Genomic DNA, 22,257 nt, shown 5'->3' on the forward strand with positions numbered 1-22,257 from the left:
AATATGCGCATGATTGTCCGGCGAGTGAAGTTCATGAAATTGAGTTTTATCCCGACACGAAATGCTCAAATCGGTTGACCGCGAGCCGCGCGAGGCTACTGTTTTTCGTTTGATCCTCTGCAGTGTTCGAGGTGCTTTTCAATAACCGCTCTCGGCCTTTGAGTCATTACGGGAGCCAAACCCGCCGTGGAAGATGCTAGGCCGCACACCGGAAAGCAGACGCCGCGTAGGAGGCGCCCACCTTAACATAAAAAGGACTAGAGCCTTTGGGCATACGGCACAGGTGGAGGATCAATCCTTTTTAAAAGAATCCCAAGTTTACACGACTTGGGATTCTTTTTTTCATAAAACTCTCCTGCTGTCTGGAGGTCATTCTCGCCTGTTTGACGATGAATCACTCCCAATCAACAAGAAAGCCCTCTCCGATGAGGAGAAGGCTTTTCTGGTAAAATGGTCGGGCCGGAGAGGCACGGCAATTTCCCTATGAAGAGGTGTCTTGGTTGCTGTTTGGTTGCAAAAACTGCGGGCTTTTTCTGATGAACCAACGTAATTTTTGACAAACATAACCAAGCCCAATCGCGAGGCAATCATTCACGAGAAGATGACGATGGTAAGCGAGCAGCAATACGTGGACCTCAAATTTACGGCCCACGACAATCTGCGTTTTCGAGGCTAGGAGTTTTACTTGCGCCCGGCGTTGTATTCGGCGAGCGCGGCTTGCATCGCCAAAATATTTTCGCGCGGGGTGCCGGGGCTGGTGCCGCCACCGACCGAAAGGATTATGTTTTCGCCGCCGCTTTTTTCCAGCACATCCAACGTCGCTGCACGGACTTGGTCGGGCGCGCCTTTCGCCATGACTTCGAACGGGGTCACGTTGCCCATCAGGCAGAGGCGGTTGCCGACGCGGTGTTTCACGTCGGCGATGCTCGTGTGCTTGCCCCAGTTGAGAACGTGGAAGCCGACATCGGGCAAGTATTCCAGGCACTTCTCTATGGAGGCGTCGTTGTGATAGATTTTTATCCAGTCCTTCGGGAACGCGTCGCAGATGCGCTTCAAATACGGGGGGCAGAATTCTTTGCAGTCGAACTGTGTTCACCGATAAGTGATATTTTCATGGTGTAGCTGGAAGTTGTTTCAACGAAGTCACGATATTTGGTTTGGCAGGTGCGATCATATCTTCGCCGAGATAAAAGCTCGGATGCGGGGGTTGATTGTAGCCCGTGTTTTGCCACGCGATAGCCAAACGATACTGGCGGTCATGCATGAGGGTATGAAAGCGATGTTTGGTCGGAATCGTTGTTGTGTAGATACGCAGTTCGCGGTTGTCCTTCGTCTTAAAAATCACCTCCTCGCGCCAGTCGCCAAAAAGGTCGCCGCTGAGTATCGGTGTAGCCTTGGTTCCGTTGCCCGATTCGCACTCGGGATCGGTGAGCAGGGTCTCAGCTTTGTCCCTGTTCCAATTCCACTTCGAGATTGTCACATGGTTGAGCAGTTCGCGCAGGAGATCATCGTCCCACCAGACAAGAAAACTCTGTTGCTTCAGTCGTGCGGTCGAAATGATCTCACCCTTGCAATTATAGAGTCCGCCGACCGAAGCCCACATTTCATAACCTTTGTGACGGGGGTCTATATCGCCGGCGACGCCGCGGCCTATGTCGCCCCATTTCTCATTGGAGTAACCGAATATCAATTCCCCCGTCCGCGCATCGCGAAACTCAAGGCCTGCGTCACCGTAAACTTTTTTCTTCTCGTGCACCATGAAGACCTGCTGGCCCTCGCGAGTCGGGTCCATCACGGTCATGTGCATTGCGTCACCGTGCCCAAGTCCGGTCGAATACAGGCCCTTGCCGTCATCGTCGATCGCGCAAGCGCCATAGATTATTTCGTCGCGACCGTCGCCATCGACATCGCCAACGCAAAGGCTGTGCGCGCCCTGCCCCCGGTATTTTTCATTTCCAGGCGTGCCGTCGTCGCTGTCAAAAACCCAGCGCTGCGTGAGTTTGCCATCGCGCCAATCCCAGGCGGCGAGCACAGAACGGGCGTAATAACCTCGACACATGACAAGGCTGGGGCGTTGCCCGTCGAGATAGGCGACGCACGCAAGAAACCGATCAACGCGATTCCCGTAATCATCGCCCCAACCTGCCACCGAACCGCGCGCCGGCACATAATCAACCGTCGCCAGCGCCGCGCCGGTGCGTCCGTCGAAAATAGTCAGATATTCCGGACCATCAAGAATCTTGCCGGCAGGTTTGCCAATGTTGCAGCGATAGTCGGCTTTGGGATCGCCAATGATTTTGCCAACACCATCAACCGTGCCATCGGCCGTCTTGCATGCGATTTCAGCAATGCCGTCGCCATCGAGATCGTAAACCATGAATTGTGTATAATGCGACCCCGAGCGAATGTTTATACCAAGATCAATGCGCCAAAGAAATTTACCATCGAGTTTGTAGGCGTCGAGATAGGTGTTGCCGGAATAGCCCGTATGGGCGTTGTCCTTCCAGTTGGTTGGTTTCCACCGCAACACAATTTCGTATTCGCCGTCGCCATCAAGGTCGGCGGCAGAGGCTTCGCATGCCTCATAAGTGTAGGCGACACCATCGGGCGAAACACCGCCCTTCGGAATGCGCAACGGTATGGTTAGATACTGGCGCATGGCGCAATTTGCCGGAAGTGTGTTGAGCGGAGTGGCGCCTTTCCTGTCACTCACCGTGTTGCCCGCCGGCATCTCCTTGCCGTTACTTCCAACGGCGCGGACCAAATACACATTGTTTTTTGAAAAATCGACCTTGGCGTCCGTGAAGTTTGTGCCTCGCGCGACTGGCGATTTGTTCAGCTTTACCGGAGCTCCATCATCAGTCTTTCGATAAACATTGAATGACGTTTCAGCCGATTCCGTTCCGAGCAACCGCCAGCTCACAAAGGCGTTTTTGGCACCCGTTCGCACGGCCACAACGCCGCGATCCAGGTTTTCCATCAACGAAGGCGGTTTTATATCAGCCTGGCAGGTTGCGGCCAAAAGAATCGTTATAATAAATATGAAATTATATTTCTTCACAGAATGTAGTTGGTTGCTGCAGTTTTTACTTTTCCATTTTGTCCCCGACAAGCGCGAGACATTGAATGGCGGAGAGGCCCCATTGCGCGCTGAGGTTGGTTCCAACCCATTTGGCCTCGTCAACAGGATTCAATATCGTCGGGCCCTTGATGCGTTCGGTGGCAAGGACAACCTTGGCCCAGTCGCCCGAATAACCAGGGTAGTCGGTCACGGCAAACTTCTCCCATGCGCGCGCCGCCAGCTTGTTATCGCCAGACATTTTGGCGGCGTAGGCAAGAAGTCGCGAGTGCGCTTGGACAAGTGCGCCGTTTTTGAAGTTCACCCCGAGGGCGGCAATGCGCTCTTCCTTTGGCGCGGAGTAAAGCACGCAGTATTGTAACCAAGCTTTTTTAAATCCTTCGTATTCGGGTCGCCCTTCGGTGAGCTGTATAAGTTCGGAAAAGATTTCAACCGCACCGAACATGGAATCGAGATGCGAAACGGATATCGGTTTGTTTTCAGCGGTGAGCTTTCCGCGAAGGCTCAACGGTTCAATGCTGCCATCGGCTATTCTATAGCCGTAACGATCGCTTGTGAAAAAGCCCAGAGGCATGTTGCCCCAATCCCGCATGCCGCGCAAAAGCTTGTCACGATATTTCATATCCCCGCCCCTCTCCCACTCGGTGAGCCAGGCGGCGGCAAGGTTCGCCCAATCAATTCCAAAACTCACGCGCGCGTCATAATCGCCAAGGGGCGAGGCGTCGCCGAGCTTGCGGGCGGGATCGACGTCGTTGAATTTTTTATCCACGTCGAGAAGTTCGCGCATGAGATCGCCGACGCGTTCATCGGCGGTAAGATAATAATATATGCGCCGATAAGCAGCGGTGCTAATGCGGACTTGCTTCGCGGAGCAGCCCCAGTGTTGCACATTGTGGCGCGTTCCGAGCCCGGCGAAACGTCCGAGATGATACGTGTCCACCTCGCCGGTGTGGCGAGTCATCGCCTCGGCGAGGCGGAAAACATCAGCGCGCCCCGTGCGCAAATAATAATACCAAAGCCAAAGATCGGTGGAGAGCTCGGAATTGTCCCAGGCATTGCCGCCGATGTCATATTTCCACACATGGCGGTCTCGGTCGTAGCTGTGCATCACATCGCCATAATTCCAAAAACCATACCAGTGTCGTTGGTCGATTTGATTTTTGTAATAATCGACCTGCCACTTGAGACGGTCTTCAATGGCGGATTTCCCAGGAGTGGAGCGGTCCGGCAGCGACCAGACGTTTCCAAAAACATTCGCGGCAAGAATACGCGCCGGCGGGCACACTAGGCGCGCGGGATCGCGAACAAGCGCAGCCATGTCAACAATCGCATCCCGCGAGGGCGTGGCGGCAAGAGCCCAGAGGTAAATCTCACTCGTGCGCGCAATGCCGTGCGCATCGCCAAAACCGGGCTCGTAATCCTCATAGGTGATCTCGAGGCCGCCTTTATATTGTTTTTCAAAAGTATCCATGCCCATGCCGTCATGGTAAAAGCGCAGATCCATCGCGGGTGCCTCGGGTGAATAGAGCCAGATGGTAACTTCGGCGGCATCTGTGTGGGCGTTGCGAATATCGAGTTGCGAAGGGTGACGTTGCCAAAAATCGCGCAACCCAAACACAATGCCGCCGCCCTTGGCGCCGCCAATGTAACCGACGCCGGACGCGCGTCCGCCTTGATCAACATCGATCCAACCGTGTCCGGCCTTGGTGCGTTTGCGAATAGTAAAACCATTGGCCGATAGCTGGGAAAGCGTGGAATCACCCCATGCCGGAATATATTGCAGTCGCTCGCTGACTTGGGGGTTAAAAGTCTCGACTGGCGGACATGCAAGACCGGCGATTTGCGCGTCCTTTACTGGGTTCCCTTTGTTTTTGGCATCGGGATCGCGACGCAGACCGGTAAGCCCGCGTATGGCCTCGGCCCAAAGACCTCGACCTTCGCCGACATAGCGCACGTGCCGGTCGTGCATAAGGTCGGTCATCGGCACCTCGAATCTCACGCCAAGCCCGCGGATGAAATCTTTCTCCGCATCACCATCGAAAACGAACGAGTGCATGATGCGAAGCGTTTCACCTCCTGCATAAAAATAGAGGCGAAGCGTGAACGGCAACCACTCGCGATTCGCATCGGCATGATAACCTTCAATTTTCACAGTGGCGCGAACCGGACCGCGTTGCTCAATTGTAACACCGGTTATTCTGCTCTGAAAAATATCCGCCGCACCGCCCAGTTCGGGCGTTTTGGAACTGATCGCAACAAGACGACCGTTGGACAAAACCGGATTTCCGGCGCGCGTGATTTTCGAAATTAATACACGACCTGATTTTTCGACAAAACAGCGCATCACGCCCGTATCGATTTCGACGTTTGCGGCAGTCTCGCGCACGGTGATCGATTTTTCCGGAACCGCCGGGGCGCCGTGGACAACCTTGAGATTATTATCAATTGCGATGCCCGCCGGCACTGCGTGAGCCGTCCACTTGATGGAGCCATCCGGCCACCACGCGGTTGTCCATGTCTGGACTGGTATTGATTTTCCCGAGGAATCGCGAAGCGCGAACGCGGCGTCTTTGGGCGTGGAGCCCGCCGGCCACGGCACGCCCCAAGTCGCGCCGATGTTGATGGCGGGTGCGGAGCCATCCATCCATACGGCGTCCGCACACAACAAGCCGGTGAGCGGCATCAGTGCAACCGCACCAAGGAGAACTGTCGTGACGTATTTCATTAAAGTGCTGGCCATTTTTATTTATTCGTTGGCGCGGGCTCGTAGAATTCCGCCTCTATAATACTCAGCGCCATTTTCCCGACACGCTCCGAACCGGTGGCGGCATTGGCTTGGTTGGCAAGCTCGGTCATTGTGAACGCATCGCCTGACTTGGAGACGCCGAGCAGCTCAATGCGCACCGTGCGCCCGGCAGCGGGCGCGGACTTCAACGGCAGCGTCACGTAACCAAGACTCTTTGGCGTGATGCCGCGAAAAACTTCCGCGCCGTCAAGCGTGATGCGCACCGGGTAGCTGCGATTGCGCCAGCCGGTGAGCCGAAGCGCGATTTCATGCAGCGCGGCAGGGCGCTCCAGCGTGTATTCAATCCACGCCTCATCAATTTTGTTGGTGCTCGACCATGCGGTTGTTTCGTTGTCGTCGTAAGTATTTGCAACGTCGTCGGTGTTTGAACCGGCGCGCGCGGAGGCAACTTCGACGGGGATGCGCGTGATTTTATACGAGGGAGTCGCGGGCGTGGGGCCGCGGTCGATGCGCGGGATGTCCGGGACGGGTTGGAGCGCGGCGAGTCCGTTAGGCGCGGGATATTCCGTGGTTTGGAAAGAAAGCTCGGCGGCGCGCAACGCGCCGGATTTTGCGCGAACTGTGATGACGCCGGGCGTGCGCGCGGTGCGGATGAAGACGCGATTCACACCGCATTCAACAGGGAGTTGCTTGGCGAGAATGTAATTATCCGGGCGTCCTTGCGCGAGTCCGCCGCGCCATTCAGCGGGGCCGTCGAGTTCGAAATCAATCATGTCGAGCGCGGTCGGGCAGCGACGGCCTTGGGCATCAATGACTTCGATTTCGATCAACGCGAGATCGTGGCCGTCGGCGTAGTAGGATTTTTTACCGAGATTGGTCAGACGCAATGCAGCCGGTTCGCCGGCGGTTTGGAGCGTCGCGGACGACACAGAGACCTGACCTCCATTGGCGTAACCTTCAGCGCGAAGTTCGCCGGGCTGCCAGGCTATATTTTCAAATGTATAGAGGAAGCGGTGGCTTTGTTCGCCGCGGCCGAGTGATTTGCCGTTGAGAAAAAGTTCAACAGAGTCGGCGCTGGAAACGACGTATATGTTTTTCACCGTGCCGGGCGCGTAATTCCAATGGCCGACTATGTGGGTGCGCGGGTTTTCAACATCCACCCAGCCGTCCCACATGACCTGATGCACATAAAAGGCATCCTTCGGAATGCGCATGGGATCGACGGAACCGCTGCGGCGGTAGTTTTCCGCGCCGCGCTGGTGCGTGTTGGAGTCGGAAAATATTATTTTCGCGCCGCCGCTGTTCACGCGACGTCCAGTGCCGGGGCGCTCGCGCCAGTAGTCATGCCAGCGAACGACATTCTCAATGGCTAGGGTGTCCTGGTTGCGGTTATAAGGACTGGCATCCTTGCCCCTATAAAGCGGGCCGTCGCCGTCCTTGTGATATGGCGGGGAATATTCATCCCAATATTTGCGCAATCCCTCGTCGCGTGAATATTCCATCATCCAAAGCGGAATGCGCGCGCTTTTGTTTATATAAAGCATGTGGCCGCCATACTCGGCGACTTTACTGTCGAGCATATCCCGACTGCCGCTGGCGCGCCCCCCGTGCGGGTCATATTTGTCGCGGAGGTCCTTCATTTCCTGCATGTGGCTTTCCCGGACTCCCGAGTTCCCTGTTTCGTAAAAAAGAATACTCGGGTTATTGCGATTGTATATGATGGCATCGCGCATGAGCTCGACACGCTGCCCCCACCAACGGCCAACCGGGTCTTTCTCCGCATCGCCCGCGGGCATTGCGTGAATGAGCCCGACGCGATCGCACGACTCGACATCCTGCTTCCACGGCGTGATGTGCATCCAGCGCATGATATTGCCGCCGCTCCCGACCACAAGGCCGTTGCTGTAATCGCTCAGCCAGGCGGGAACGCTTTGGCCGATGGCGGGCCATTCATTTGTGGAGCGCGGCGCGTAGCCATGCATCTGGATAACCCGGTCATTGAGTTTGATCATGCCGTTGGCAAATTCCGTTTTGCGAAACCCGGTCCGGGTCGTCACAGTATCGACCGCCTTGCCATCGACAAGAAGCGAGGTGCGCACGTCGTAAAGCGAGCCATGCCCCCAGCTCCAGAAATCAATATTGGCGGCGCGCGCGCTGGTTTTAACGACACCTGTTTTACCGGAGCCGAGCTTGAGCGGTTTTTCGGCGACAGCCTTTACGCCGAGCAAGGGGATATTCATCGCATATGAAACCGTCTGCGTCTTTCCGGTTTCGTTACGGACTTCCGATTCGGCGTGGATCGTGGCGGTGCGGTTTTTTATATCAAAATCGGTCGCGTAAATATAAACGCCTGTAGTCTTGAGATTCGAATACAATGGAAGCGTCTGGTAGAGCCTCCTTGTGATGTGAAGCCGAACATTTTTAGTGATGCCTCCGTAGTTGGCGTTAAAATTATGATCCGCCCACTGGTAACGGCTTCCCGTGGCTTTCTCCTTGTAGCCCCAAGCATTGTCGGTGCGCACGGCAATGGCGTTTTCACCGGCGACCAACACATCGGTGATGTCGAATCCAAACGCCATGACGCCGTTTTCGTTGAGACCGACATGCTTGCCGTTCACATAAACCTCGGCCGCCTGCCGCACGCCCTCGAACTCAATGAACACCTTTGAGTCCCCGAGTTGCGCGGCAGTCAGCGTGAAGTTTTTTCGATACCAAGCAATGCCGGTTGAGTGATTCTTGATGTCCTTGCCGAACGCATCGTCCTCGTTCCACGCGCGCGGGAGAGTGACGAGTTTCCACTGCGAGTCATCGAAATTTTTAGCATCCGCGCCCTCCGGGTCGCCAACATGGAGACGCCAGTCGAGGTTGAGGTTATAAGTGGCGCGCTCCGCATATGTTGAAGGTGCAGTGGCAAGGCATAACAGAAGAACAGTCAATCTTCCATAAATACGGACATTAGTAATTTTTCGCATCGAATTGTGATAGGGGGACGGATCTCGTTCCGTCTGACAGCGACAATAAAAGTTTATTTTAAAAAGGACAACACGGAGGCCGCCCCTTCATTATTTTGTCACTGATATTGGACCGATTTCGACAGGGTCGCCATTGGTGCGCGTGGCTTTCAACCAATACCAATACGATTTACTGGCATCAGGAACGGTATCCACGTAGTCTTTGCGTTTGTTCGGATTTACCACATTGACCTTGACGCGTCCCTTGGGTTTTTCCTGGTCATTACGACTCAAGGTAATCATGCGCCACTGGTCTTTGGGGAGTGTCCAACTGATGGTGATTTTGTCCCCGTTTTGAGTGGCCTTGACCTCCGCGCCTTCCAAAGTTTGCGCGGCGGGTGGTTTTGAGTTTTTGGTCGATTTTTTCTTTTCTGGCGCCGAATAAACTGCCGTCGAAAGGGCCATTGTGATCAATCCGATTAGAACGAGGATATGTTTTGTTATTTTCATTGTATTGTTAGTTTTGACTAAAAATTGGTTTTAAAAACGATAGCCAACGCCGCCGCGAATCGCGAGGGTTTGGTCGACAATTATATTGCTGTGGTTGCCATAACTGGCGAAGAGGGAGAGGCCATTTGCATAATCAAGCGACATGCCCGCCTCAATGTGCCAACCATTGCGATCAGGTTGTGTGGTTTTCAACGTAACCGCCTCGCCCATCACGCTCGCAGTAATACTACGCTCACCCGAGCTGACTCGGTATGCCCAGTAGGCGTTGAGATACGGGCGAATCACCGCCTTGCCTCGCAATATCGGAAAATCGCGAAATAGCTGCATCCCAAAAGTAGCTATTGTTGATTCGGCCTCCTGCTTTTCCACAATGAGCGTTGCCTCGTTGGCGTTGCCAGCCTCAGTGAAACCGTCTGCCTTCCATTTCACATATTGCAAGCCAAGCGTCGGGGCAAAATCAAGTGGTCCCGGCTCAAATGTGTAGCTGACAAGCGCACGTGCGCCGTAGCGCGTGCCGTCGGTGTCGGCCTTGGCATACGTGCCGAGCTTGGTGAGCGCGACACTGCGGTTGGCAGTGTGGTCGTCGGTGCCGTAGAAGCCGATCAGGCTGGCTTGCAAAGGTCCACTGCGATAGCGTCCGTAAACACCAAAAGTGTTACTCTTGGATTCGCCGCGACTGCCGGAATCGTCGAGTGTGTATTTGGTTTTGTCGTAGGCGTAAACAACACCGAGCAGATATTTTTTTGAGAAGGCATAATCAGCTCCGATAAGGATTTCCTCGGGGTCAATTTCATAGTATTCATTATTCGCCGACTCATTCTTGGTGGAGGTATTGCGCGAAGCTTGTGTATAGAAGTTGAACTTTTTAGTTTCACGGAGTTTTTCATCGTTGATCGCGAGGCGATTTTCGATACTCGCGCCCAAGGATGAAAGCTGAACAATCGCGGCAGGAAACCACGATTGATAGGATTGCGGGCCCAGCTGGTTGAGAACCTTACCGTAAGCGGCAATGGTTTTTTGCGAGTCCACACTCATGATGAGCGCGTCGGGCAATATGGCTTGGATTCTGTCCAATGTATTGGCTATCACGTATTGATTTGATGTCAGGCCGGTAACGCTCGAAAAATCGCCATGCACTATGTTCACCCAAACTTCATAGCCGCCGACTGTCGGCACGATCTCCCAATAACTTTCCTCGGCGAGAGGTCCGAAATTATGAACCAGTTTCTCGTTAAACTGCCCCTCGATTTCGCCATCTACCGTGGCTACTTTGTAGCGGCTGTCCTTCACAACAAAATTGGTTTCGTCACGAGTGACGCCCAGATTCACGCCCGCCCCCGAGCCTGTCATTGCAAGGGAGAGCGTTCCGACGATGCTCAAGTGATCGGTTTGAGTGGTGCTGAAAAAATTCAAATTGATTGCAGAGCCGTCCAGCATGTTAGCAGTGCCGGTGATTGTCAGATTTGAGGCATTTGTGCTAGAGCCGGGGGCAATTGCCGCGGCGCTATTGGCGGTGACGGTTCCAACAACAAAGCCCGATCCGCCAAGGATTGCATTGGCATTGCCTTGTAAGTTTACGTTACCATTGAAAACGCCATCGACACGAAATTCGTTATTGCGGACCAAGATATAACTGCTGCCAGCCAGCGTGATGACGCCTGTTGAAGTGAGAACGGACAGGGTGCCTCCGTTGCCGTTCACACGCAGCGCCTCACCGCTAGTTTTTGAACTTGTGATGATTCCGCTGAAGGTGGAGTTCCATAACATGGAAAGGGTATTTGAGCCCAAGCTCATGCTTGTGCCCATATCCATTCGCAGTTCCCTTAAAATAAGACTGCTTGTAGCAGCGGAAAAATCAGCAGTGGAATTGCCGTGCATAGTCAAACTCATGCCAAAGAGAGTGGCCCGACCTGTTGCGTTTTTAATTTCAGGATATAATGTGGCATTATTCGCGCCTGAAAATGTAATTTTTGAATAGTCGTTTAGCACTACGTTGATTGGCAGGTCATTGTCGGTATTTCGGACCGAGTAGAATCCGCCGCCAGTCACATTAAGGATTGCGAGGCCTGCGCTGCTGCCTTGCAGGGTGATGGTGTAATTGCTCGTATTGCCGGTCGCGGAAAGTCCGGCAATGGCATACGCCACGTCGCCCGCGCCTGTGTTTATTATATCAAGGCCATGGCGTGCGTTTTCACCCATCCCTATATAATCGGTCGATGTGGGAATGCGACCAAGATTCCAATTCGCAGCATTCCTCCAGTCCGAATCGGAAGTTCCCGTCCATATAATCGTGGATGAGTCGAGAGTATCGGCCGTGACGGTGGAAGATGTGAGAAAAAGGCAGAGCACCGGAATAATAGCCGGCCAAAACTTCGCGTGACGTGATATGATGTCTTGTTTCATATAAATTGGCGGGTAGAAGATTTATTTTTTAACGATTTTCAGAGATTGCACTTAACGACGAGGTTCAGGAGTGTGCCGTTTTCGACATAGCGCACGAGGCGTCCATAACGCACACGGTATTCTGGCTCGCCGAGGATGTTGCGCCAGTCGAGGGAGACTGCCCACGTGCGAGAAAACTGGTAGGTGAAGCTGAAGTCGATGCGCCGGGTGATGTTCATGTAGATACCATCGCTACCCATTGTGAGAGATCCGTCGGCGTTGGTGATACTATGGGTCGGCTGATTTTTCAGGTATTTGTCACACCAGTAATAGGACAACTGGGCAGACCAACTTCTAGCACGATATTTCAGTTGCGTATTGGAAACCATTTTTTTGTGCCCGGTCATTTCTATGTCGCCCCCAGGGTGCGCGTAACTAAAGGCTTCGTAAATTTCGAAATTCTTGAGGAATGATGGCAGAAAACTGAATTTTTGACGGTAACTGATTTCGAAACCGTCCATGGTAGCCTTGCCCACGTTGAACGCAGTATCGAGTTCAATGTAGTAGCCCGGATAGTCCTCGTAAAGATAGGAATAGTATTCGACCAATTCCGGCGCCAGTTCGTCCAGCGGGCCGCTAACACTGACAATATAGTCCCTGATATCCTTTCGAAAAACTCCGGCGGTCAAAACGCCCGCGCCAAAGCGTTTTGGAATATAATATTCTGCGCTGAGATCGAAATTGTGACTGTATTGTGGTTTGAGCGCAGTGTTTGGTCTCGTGACGGTCACAGTCAAGGCGCTGGAATTCGATGATTCGTTGTCCCTTGGATACAGGTATTGGAGCCCCGGGCGACCGATTGTCATTGTATAGGCAGCGCGGAGTATCAAGTCCTTGGTTAGGTTATATTTTAGCTGAAGGTTCGGGAAAATATCGCCATACTTTTTGCTTCTTTCCTCCCATTGGGCATCGCCGCTTCTTTTATATGCACCGGCTGTTGTGTGTGTGTATTCATAACGAGCCCCAGTCATTATGTTTAATTTCGCAATGCGCATGGACCCCATAAGGTAGCCAGCATATACTTTCTCGTTAAAACGACGGGCATAGGTTTTTGCAGACGCATCGTAGGTTTCCTGATTGAAGGTAAACATGTCGGGGTTTTGGGCATAGTAGTCATAAACCTTCCAAGTGCTTATCCAGTTGGGAACAACGGTGTTGCTCTGGTTCCAAGAATCCTTGCGAACTGGATCGTAGAATTCACCGTAATTGGGGCGCGCGGCGCTGGTATCGTTGAGCGTCATGTTTGCGCGCTTGGCTGCGGCCGTGCGTTCCCAGTCTGTGTAGACAACGCCTGATTGAATAAGAAGGGGTTGCCCGAAGAGACGGGTCGGTATGCGAATGTTGGCCTTGCCGCCCCATTTTTTATCCACCGAATTGGCCTCGCGTATAGACATGGTAAGCGTATCGTAGTTGTCGAGGTTAAGATAGTCTGTTTCGGGTGTTATATCGAGTTGCTGAATGGTGAACCCCGACTTGGATTGAAGATCGCGAATAATAAAATGTCCCCTGGGACTTCTGTAGCTTGTGCTGTAAATGCCTCTTCGCGGCTCTTTGAAAGAGCGCGAATAATAACCATCGTAATCTATCTCAATGCCGCGGAACTTGTGTTTGACTCCGGGGTTGATGTGCCAGGCCTGGTTGCGTTCGCGCCGTGTCGGCGCGCTGCCCGCGCTGAGCTGCATGTAAGCGTTTTCAATTTCCACGGTATCGTAATTGGAATTGGCGGTGATCACGGTGCCGTAGGAGCCATCAAGACGGAAGCCAGCCGCTTGAGCAGCAAGTGTCTTGCCATCATTGTAGGAGGTGCGCAGGAAAACGGATGTGGTGCGGGAAAGCTTATAGTCTAGGTTGAGGGAGGCGGAGCGATTCTGCTTCCGACTGGACGATTCCGTCGATTGAATGGAGCTCATGTAGCCGGGTGAATCGCTTGAGGGAAGTGTATTGGTCGGTATGTCGAAATAGTAACTGGCTTGGCCGATTTGATTGGAAAAGCTGTAGGTTTCGTAGGCATTAAGATTGAGGCTTATGCCAAGGCGGTTGCCGAGAAACGCTTCCGAATATGCCAAGCTAAACCCGGGCGCCCAAGGGCGATCGGGCGTGCGACCGCCAACGGCCACAGGAGCGAAGTTGAGTGCGGCAGTGTTTAAACGAAGGCTACCTGCCATGGTGAAGCGACGGCCTTTTTGATCGAAAGCGTTTCGCGTCTTGGCGTTGATAACGCCGCCGTTGGCATTAGCGGGCGACGAAGGAGGCGGGGCCTTGAAGACTTCGAGACTTTCGATGTTGTCGATGGACATCGTTTGGAAGGCGACACCGCGGTTGCCGGAATCGGTGCCGATGTTGGTGGGATCTGTGGTGCTGTTGGCAAACTCGTTGCCGTCAACGGTGAAGCTGCCCTCGTTGCCGCTGATGCCGCGAATGCTCATGGTGGAAACGGTGTCCCCGCCAGTGTAATCAACGAAAACGCCCGGGAGGTTTTTTAGAAGCTCGCCGGGGTTGCTGTCGATGAGGTTGCCGAAAGCGTCAGCGGTGACGACCTCGACCATAACGTCGGACTGGCGCTGGCGTTGGATGGCGGCGGCCTGGCCCTCGCGCTCAGCGGTGATTGAGAAGCGTTCGAGCATGTAAATTTCGGAGGTCATTGCAAAATCGAGGTTCGCAGTGGCGCCGGATTCGAGTGCGACGGATTTGGTTTGAGGGTCGAGGTCGGAATAGGTGACGCGCACAGTGTAGTCGCCGGGTTCGAGTCCGCCAAAGCGGTAGGAGCCGTCGGTTTGCGTGATGGTGCGCGTGGTTTTGCCATCCAGCGCACTAAGCGTGACTTCGGCAGCAGAGAGCATAACTCCGCTTTTTTCGCTACTCACCACCCCGGTAATGACACCGTTGTTCGTGGATTGGGCGGGGAGTTGGGAGGGAGCGAACGCGACGAAAAAGGCAAGGATGATGAAAGACGTCACAGAGGTCGCACCTCCATTACTCGCGCGAAACACGCGGCGCGCGAGGACGAGGAACGCGAGCGCAAGCAGATACAGCCAGCCGGTCGCACCGCCGCCGCTGCCGCTGATCATGCCATCGCCTGTCGAGGGCGGTGGCACGGCACCGTTTATGCCGAGGACGGCGGAATCACTTTGAGCGGAGCCGGTCGCGTTTGTGGCAATCACAAAATAGGTGCCGGCATCGGTGCGCTGTGCCGAGGTGATGGTGAGCGTTGAATCAGTTTCGCCGGCCAAAGGCAGAGTGTCCTTATACCATTGGTAGGTTGGCGAGGGCGCACCGGAGGCTGCGACAGTGAAGGTGACCGCGGTGCCTGCATCAACCGTGCGCCCAATGGGCGAAGTAATAATGCGCGGCCCGGTTTGCAGGACGAGGATGGTGTTGTCGCCGGTATTCGTAACGTAGATTTCACCGACATCGTCGATGACGATGCCGCCGGGGGCGTTGAGTGTGCCGGTGTCAGTGATTGTGGCGGCGATACCCGTGGACGCATCAATGGCGCAAATGGCGTTGTTACCAGTGTCGACCACGTAGAGGATGCCGGCGGAGTCAACGACAAGCGCTTGCGGCGTGTTGAGGGTGACGCTGGTGACGTCGAGTGTGTCAACAAGGGCGGTAGCGAGTGTGATGACGCGGATGGCACTGTTGCCTGTATCGGCGACGCAAAGGAGTGAGGCGTCGGCGTTGAGCGCAAGGCCCATCGGCATATCGAAACTGGCTGCGACACCCGTGTCGTCGGTGGAGCCGGGCGTGCCATCGGTGCCAGCGAGGATAGTCATCGTGCCAGTGGCGGTGTCGATTTTTCGGATGATGTGATTACCAGTATCGGCGACGTAGAGATTGCCTGTTTCATCGATGGCGAGGCCGTGCGGAGTGTCGAGCACGGGCGTGCCAGTGATCGCAAGCGCAGTCACTGTGCCAGTGGCGGTGTCGATTTTCTTGATGCTGTTGCTGCCAGTGTCCGCGACATAGAGAATCGAGCCTGCGGTGTCGATGACGATGGCGGACGGCGAATTGAAGCCGGTGGCAAAGGTCGTGACGGTGCCATCGACGGCGATTTTGCGGATGACATTATTGTCGGTGTCGGCGACGTAGAGATTGCCTGCTTTGTCGGCAGCAGCGCCGGTCGGCGCAGAGAAACGCGCGTCCATGCTGGAACCGTTGACGAGCCCGGCGGGTTCGCTTGCCGAGCCTGCAAGCGTGGTAAGCGACGATTCGCCAGTGATGACAAGCGTGATGAGTTTGGTGCCCGGGCCAGTGCCATTCATTGCCACAAGACTGACAGTAAACGAGCCAGTGGCTCCGGGTTTTCCAGTAATGAGGCCCGTGGAAGTATCGACAGAAAGGCCGGCCGGAAGGTTTAGGGCGGCATAACTCGTCGGGTCGTTGGTGGCATCGATTTGATAGGTGAAATCCGCACCAACCATGCCGGATGCGGTGTCGGCATTTTGTATAACTGGCGCGGGAATGAGGACGGTAATGGTGACTGTCGCGGAACCGCTGCCGACAAGATTTGATGCAAAGACAGTGGCAGTGGTTGTGCCGGTTGTCGCAAAGGCTCCCGTGACAAGGCCCGTGGTGACATCGATATTGAAATCGACGGGAAAGCCGTCCGCCGAATAACTGAGCGGGTCATTGCTCGCAGTAATTTGATAAATAAAGGACTCGCCCTGAATGGTCGTCACAGAGGCCGGACTAGTGATTTCCGGCGGCGGCAGGGAAACAGTCAGTTCAAGTTGTGCGGTGCCAGTGCCGGCGATATTCGTGGCGTAAAGCGTGACGGCGTTTACCCCGGCGGCTTGAGCGATACCGCTGATCACGCCGTTGACGGCATTGATTGAAAGGCCGTCTGGCAGGTTGTCGGCGGCGAAACTTGTCGGATCGTTGCTGGCAGTGATGTTGTAGATAAAACCTTCCTCGCCGACAGTCGCCACTGCCGACACGGGACTCGTGATGACAGGGACAGGCGGCAATGTGTCGTAGATAATGATCACAAGCGTGGCGGTTGTGGCACCGCTGCTGTTGGATGCCGAGATCGTGAGATTGTATCTACCTGCCGCGGGTGTGCCACCGATGACACCTGTTGCGGAATCGAAGCTCAATCCGGTGCCATCGAGGCCATCGACACTCAACTGCGTGGGGCTGGCCGGGTCGTTGGTGGCCTCAAATGTGTATTGAAACGGGCCGGCAAGCGCATCGACGGTAAGCGCGCTGGTGATTGTCGGCTTGGCGATCGCGCCGCCGGCGATCGTGACCTGAAGTTTGTTGGAGTTGATGACGGAGAATGTAGCCGTGATCGCAGGATCGTCAGGATACGACCATGTGAATGTAGGTGTGTTAATGAAACCGCCGTCAGCCTCGAGGATCGTGTAGGTGCCGTTGACGAGGGTAACTCCATCGGGAGCGACGGGCGTAACGGTGAAACCTTGCGCATTGGCAGCCGGAAAGGTGACGCTGCCAACTACGGTGAGGCCGGCGAGCGCGCCTGAGCCGTCGGAGTCGGCGAGGAGCACCGCGTTATCGCCGTAGGAGACATCGGTGGCGACGATGCCGGAGCCGCCGAAAGCAGCGGAATCGGCGATGACGAGCGTGGTGGCGCCGAGTTCCCCTGTGGAAGCGACGCGAAGCGCGCCAGCGGCGACGGTGGTGGTGCCAGTGTGAGTGTTCACGCCTGCGAGCGTGAGCATGCCCGTGCCGATTTTTTCGATGGAGATGTTGGTCCCGCTAAACGATCCGGCAAAGGTGGTATCGAGGTTTTTTGCACCGATACGGTATGTCACCTTGCCTGTCGAGGCAGCGAGATTGCTGCGCGCGCCAGCGGCAAAATGCCCGCCGGTGCCGGAGAGCGCGGCTATAGGAAGCACCTGATTGGTGTTGTTGCCAACAATCGGCACGAGGGTGCCGGAATTAAAGACCAGCGAGGTGTCCGCCCAGCCTTCAGTCGCGAAATAATTAACACCCGAGGAATTCCTATCGGTAATGGGCAGTCGCAAATTTCCGACACCCGTTCCGGTGATTTCCAGTTCACCGTGAAAACCAGTGAAGTCGGCGCCAAACTCGGCAACGGTTGTTCCAATATAAACCGGGAAGTTCAAGACGAGCGTGCCCGAGCCTTGAAAGGAGCCGTTGTAGCGATACAATGCGGGCATGTTGAAGGTGCCGTGCTTGCCTTCCGGCACGATGATCGTGGTTCTGGGAATCGCACGCGCGCCCGTCGACAAATAGGTTGTCGAGAGCGTGCCGCCCGCCAAGACCACGGGGCCGAGCCCGAAATCGCCGTTGGACGGGCTCGTAATCCGGAGTATGCCGGCCTCGACGGTGGTCGTGCCGGTGAAGCCCGAGTTTGTTGCGGAGAAAGCAAGCATGCCGGCGCCTTTTTTGAGCAGGGGGACGGCGCCACTGAGTCCGTTGCCAGCCGTCGGAGTGAGTATAAGAGTGCCAGTGGTATCAACGGTAACTGAGGCGGGCGCGACGGGCGTGGTGATGCTGACCGAGCCGGTCACCGCCACGGAAGCGTCGTTGAAGAGAACTTTGTCGCCGTCGTTGTAATTGGTCGGGAGGCCGGCCATCGTCCAGTTCACAGTGGCCTTGTCCCAAATGTTATCAGTCGTGCCAGCCCAGACGAGTGCGTCAACGGCAGCGGGTTCGATGATGGCAATGGTAAGAGCAACCGTGTCGCTGGTTCCGTGACTGTTGGCAGCGGCGATGTAAACTTTGGAGAGACCGATTTCCGTTGGTGTGCCGGAAATGAGGCCGCTGTTTTCAGAGAAGGCCAAACCAGCGGGAAGCTCGGTGGTGGTGTAAATCGTCGGGGAATTGGTGGCCTCAATTTGGTAGCTAAAGGCCTGGCCGATCGTGCCGGTTACAGTGAGCTCGCTCGTGATCGAAGGCGCGGGCGACCAAGCGGCGGCGATGTCGAGTTGCAGTTGCGCGGTGGCGACACCGACTTGGTTTGTCGCGCTAATGGTGACCGTGGTCGTGCCCGCCGCCGTGGGCGCGCCCGAAATGACGCCGCTTGCCGGGGCGAGCGTGAGGCCATCGGGAAGGCCGGTTGCTCCATAGCTGGTCGGATCACCGGTTGCGACATTAGCAATCGAGAAACTAAATGCCTCGCCGACCGTGCCGCTCGCGCTGAGCGGACTTCCGGAAATTGCCGGCAATGGATAGGCGTTAAGCGTGAGTGTGGCCGTGCCGGTGCCGGAAGCATTGATCGCGCTGAGCGTGATTGTGTTCACGCCGGCGGCGGCCACAGCCAGCGTCCCGTTGATAAGTCCTGTCGATGTGTCAACCGACAAGTTTGCCGGCAAGGGCGTCGCGTTATAACTGTCGGGCAAATTGGTCGCTGCGATTTGATAACTGAAGGGCGCGTCAATCGTGCCAGTGACAGTCAGCGTGCTGGTGATGGCGGGCACTGGCGCGGCGGCGATAGTGATTTCGAGCGTCTTGGAGTCGGAACCGCCAAGGTTTGTCGCGGTGATGGTGACATTACTCACGCCAGTGCTCGTGGGCGTGCCAGAGATAACTCCAGTTGAAGTGTCAATATCAAGCCCGGCAGGCAAACCGGTCGCTGTGAAACTCGCGGGATTGTTGTCGGCGGTAATGGTGTAATTGAACGCCACGCCCACCGTCCCTGTCGCCACAAGTGAACTCGTGATTGAAGGCGCGGGTGGAAGCGCGGCGGTGATAGTGACGGTGATGGAATCGGCTGTCTGGCTCAATGAGGCCGACACGCCCGTGTCGGAATAATCCCATGCGAGTGTTGGCGTTCCCGTAATGCCGCCGGTTGCGTGCAAAACGGTGTAGTTGCCGGAAAGCACCGCCTCGCCATCGGAGACGACAGGGGTGATTTTGAGCGTGCTGCCAAGCGTGACAGAGCCAACAACTTTGAGGCCGTGCAGTGCGCCGGAAACAGAGGCGTCAACGAGCAATGTCGTGTTGTCTTCAAACGTGACAGTGCTGGTCGTGATCGTGCCGGAGCCTCCAAGGGCCGCCGAGCCGGCGACTTCAACGGCAGCAGTGTTGGCGAGCTGTCCGGTGACGTGGAGCGCACCCGCGCTCACGGTCGTCGTGCCCGTGTAAGTGTTCACGCCGGTGAGCGTGAGCATGCCCGTGCCGACCTTGGTGAGCGCGGCGTTGGCGCCGATGATCGCTCCGTCAAAAGTGGTGTCGAGGTTTTTGGCGCCGATGCTAAAAATAGTGGTGCCCGTAGCCCCTGCGACTTGGACGGAAGCGATGCCCGCGTTGTTGACGCTGCCGAGCGCGCCGATATCAAGAGTGCGCGTGGTGCCGGCGCTGGCATCCGAAATCAATCCGGCGGTGTCCAGAATCATCGAGGTGTTGAGCCAGCTCGCATTGGAAAAACCGGTGTTGGCGCGCGCGGTGGCCGAGCCGACAAGACGGAGTTCGCCGGAGAAGCCGGAGAAGTTGCCCGTGTTAAAGTCGGAGCGGGGCGCGGTGTGCGTTGCGAGGTTCATCGTCAATGTGCCGGAACCCAAAAAGGTTGTCCTGGTTTGGAAAGTGCGGGTCATGTTCATGACTCCATGAACGCCTTCAGGTATCGTGACAGGCGCTCCTAGCCGGAGGACGGAGGTTGCGTTCGATGAATTTGAAAACGTAACGGTGCCTCCGGATAACAAAATGGGAGTGCTGAATGTCCAACTTGATGAAGTTACGTTTCCATTGACGGCAACCATGCCGCCCTCGACGGTTGCAGTGCCTGTAAAGCCCGGAATGCCCGTGATGCTGAGCACGCCGTCATTTTGTTTAAGAAGCGGGCTGCCCCCCGTTATCATAGTGCCGCCGGCAAAGGCAAAATCGCCGCCCTTGTTCACCGTGATGGCTCCTGGCGAAACCGCGGCGGGAATGCTCACACTGGTCGTGGACGAAGTGTCGTCGAAACGCACGGTGTCGCCGTTGGCGAAGGCGGACGCGGCGCCGCCGGGGCCAATCGTCCAGTTTTGCGTGGCGGTGTCCCAGTTGGCATCGGTAGCGCCGGTCCAAACGAGGGAGTTTTGGGCAAGTGCATTGCCCGCAAGCAACAACGCGAAAATGGTTGTGATGATAAACGTGCGCACAGTGGCGGCAGCGCCGGAGTAGGAGGGTTTGTTGTTCATGTTATTTTGCGAAATTAGTTTTGGGTTTTGAGGGTAGAATGCAGGCACGCTGCGCATGTCAGAGAGCGGGATATAGGTAGAGGTTGTTGGGATGCGGGTAAGGGTTTTGGTGTTTGTTATAGAATAACAAAACGACGTGCTCATTTTCATCACAAAAACTGGTGATTCGCGCCTCACCAAAATTGGTGGGGGCGTTAATGGATGTATGGACACACCGCGCCGTTCATTCGAAAATAACAGGCTTTGTTTAACGGAGGGGCAGGCATGGCGGTTTGCCTAGTTTAGAGGCTGCTCCAACGGTTTTATTAAAGAAGCAGGATTCGTGGTAAATGATGGCGCAAGTGGTTGCTCGGCGTTCGGTTGGCGCAGCGTCGAGCCATCGACCCAGTGCGGCGAAATTGTCGTTGTCGCCGGATGCCCGGGGATGCCGTGTTCATTGCGATAAATCTGCCCGATGACTTGCTCCATCCCCAGTGCCCCGAGGACGCGCGCGTTCTGGTCGATGCCCGCGCAGGCATAATCGGGATTCTCGGTTATGTTGAGGCTGCAAAAGCCGTGTGTCTCCGGAACCCTGGCCCCGCACTCGCGCATCCAATCGATAAACTCCACAGTGTGCCCGATCACGACATCCGGATTGTGGGTTTCAAACCAGTGCATGAACTCGCGGCGTTTGTCATCCGATGACAGCAAAACGGGCGGGCCTCCGTTGCCGTGCTTGGATTGAAAAAGCGTGAACGCGTCGCTCCAGCGATGATGCAGCCGCTCGTCGCCACGTTGCTCCACCGCCAGCCCTGGGCGGCGGTAACCAAGCGCATGCAGCCGGTCGAGCATCAGGCGCATGGCGCCAAAATGATCCGGACAAATGCCGTGCGGCATACTCGGGCCTTCGCAGTAGTCGGCATAAACCGTCGCATGATGCGACCATTCCAGCCAGTCGAACGCGGCATGGTTTCTAACGGGCAGAATAAACGCGGCATGAATGTCCTCGTGCTTGAGCGAGGCGGATGAGACATCGTGGACTTGTCTCCGGACAAGTCGTGTTTTGAAGCCAAGCTCCGTGGCGCGCTCGGCGGCGCCTTCGATGAGTTCGCGAATATACGACGACGACGCGGGCGGGCGCCCCTCGGACCCGTCGAGATCGACAATCGCAACAGTGCCTTGAAACGATGCTCCGCGTTTGCGGCGCATCCCGGCCATGAGAGCCCCGACAAGCGGAGAGCATTCGTATCCGGCGGCCTTGGCTGCTTTCTGGATGCGTCTGCGCGTCTCTATTTTGACCGTCGGCTTGTCTCGAAGAGCCTGGGAGACCGTCGTGTGTGAAAGGCCGAGCATGTCCGCCAGTTCGCGCAGCGAGGCCGCCGGCGCCATGTTATCGCACGCATTGGCGCTCTTTTTATCGGCACGTGTTTGTGACATGGAAGG

General features: G+C 55.7%; 8 protein-coding genes, 1 other RNA gene and 1 pseudogene. 2 read left to right on the forward strand and 8 right to left on the reverse strand.

Annotated elements, in window-relative coordinates:
- Positions 1 to 111 precede the first annotated feature (111 nt).
- Both ssrS and M2447_RS09810 read left to right on the forward strand, forming a co-directional pair.
- A non-coding RNA gene (gene ssrS / locus M2447_RS09805) (6S RNA) lies at positions 112 to 294 on the forward strand.
- Between the two features lie 259 nt (positions 295 to 553).
- On the forward strand, positions 554 to 676 hold the full coding sequence (locus tag M2447_RS09810) for a hypothetical protein (protein ID WP_277558460.1): 123 nt from the start codon (positions 554 to 556) through the stop codon (positions 674 to 676).
- A 5-nt stretch (positions 677 to 681) separates the two neighbouring features.
- Here M2447_RS09810 and M2447_RS09815 read toward each other — a convergent pair.
- From M2447_RS09815 to M2447_RS09855, 8 genes and pseudogenes are all read right to left on the reverse strand, one after another.
- A pseudogene (locus tag M2447_RS09815) lies at positions 682 to 1,065 on the reverse strand (uroporphyrinogen decarboxylase family protein); the annotation flags it as partial.
- Between the two features lie 46 nt (positions 1,066 to 1,111).
- On the reverse strand, positions 1,112 to 2,980 hold the full coding sequence (locus tag M2447_RS09820; RefSeq protein WP_343215392.1) for a rhamnogalacturonan lyase: 1,869 nt from the start codon (positions 2,978 to 2,980) through the stop codon (positions 1,112 to 1,114).
- A gap of 106 nt (positions 2,981 to 3,086) precedes the next feature.
- The gene (locus tag M2447_RS09830) at positions 3,087 to 5,819 is read right to left on the reverse strand and encodes a Tat pathway signal sequence domain protein (protein ID WP_277558461.1); all 2,733 of its coding nucleotides are present in this window, start codon (positions 5,817 to 5,819) and stop codon (positions 3,087 to 3,089) included.
- A gap of 2 nt (positions 5,820 to 5,821) precedes the next feature.
- On the reverse strand, positions 5,822 to 8,761 hold the full coding sequence (locus tag M2447_RS09835) for a DUF4982 domain-containing protein (RefSeq protein ID WP_277558463.1): 2,940 nt from the start codon (positions 8,759 to 8,761) through the stop codon (positions 5,822 to 5,824).
- A gap of 126 nt (positions 8,762 to 8,887) precedes the next feature.
- Complete coding sequence (locus tag M2447_RS09840; RefSeq protein ID WP_277558464.1) at positions 8,888 to 9,286, reverse strand: hypothetical protein; 399 nt, start codon at positions 9,284 to 9,286, stop codon at positions 8,888 to 8,890.
- Between the two features lie 30 nt (positions 9,287 to 9,316).
- The gene (locus M2447_RS09845) at positions 9,317 to 11,689 is read right to left on the reverse strand and encodes an autotransporter outer membrane beta-barrel domain-containing protein (RefSeq protein WP_277558465.1); all 2,373 of its coding nucleotides are present in this window, start codon (positions 11,687 to 11,689) and stop codon (positions 9,317 to 9,319) included.
- Between the two features lie 38 nt (positions 11,690 to 11,727).
- A complete protein-coding gene (locus tag M2447_RS09850; RefSeq protein WP_277558467.1) occupies positions 11,728 to 20,835 on the reverse strand; it encodes a TonB-dependent receptor in 9,108 nt (3,035 codons plus the stop codon).
- A gap of 276 nt (positions 20,836 to 21,111) precedes the next feature.
- Complete coding sequence (locus tag M2447_RS09855; RefSeq protein WP_277558468.1) at positions 21,112 to 22,251, reverse strand: LacI family DNA-binding transcriptional regulator; 1,140 nt, start codon at positions 22,249 to 22,251, stop codon at positions 21,112 to 21,114.
- Positions 22,252 to 22,257: the final 6 nt, after the last annotated feature.

Source organism: Ereboglobus sp. PH5-10, assembly GCF_029504735.1.
Lineage (GTDB): Bacteria > Verrucomicrobiota > Verrucomicrobiia > Opitutales > Opitutaceae > Ereboglobus.

What these genes read in the sequence shown, in the direction of transcription:
- M2447_RS09820 (WP_343215392.1), bottom strand. Translation starts at nt 2,980, where the DNA reads ATGGAAAACCTGGATCGCGGCGTTGTGGCCGTGCGAACGGGTGCCAAA.
- M2447_RS09830 (WP_277558461.1), bottom strand. Translation starts at nt 5,819, where the DNA reads ATGGCCAGCACTTTAATGAAATACGTCACGACAGTTCTCCTTGGTGCG.
- M2447_RS09840 (WP_277558464.1), bottom strand. Translation starts at nt 9,286, where the DNA reads ATGAAAATAACAAAACATATCCTCGTTCTAATCGGATTGATCACAATG.
- M2447_RS09845 (WP_277558465.1), bottom strand. Translation starts at nt 11,689, where the DNA reads ATGAAACAAGACATCATATCACGTCACGCGAAGTTTTGGCCGGCTATT.
- M2447_RS09850 (WP_277558467.1), bottom strand. Translation starts at nt 20,835, where the DNA reads ATGAACAACAAACCCTCCTACTCCGGCGCTGCCGCCACTGTGCGCACG.
- M2447_RS09855 (WP_277558468.1), bottom strand. Translation starts at nt 22,251, where the DNA reads ATGTCACAAACACGTGCCGATAAAAAGAGCGCCAATGCGTGCGATAAC.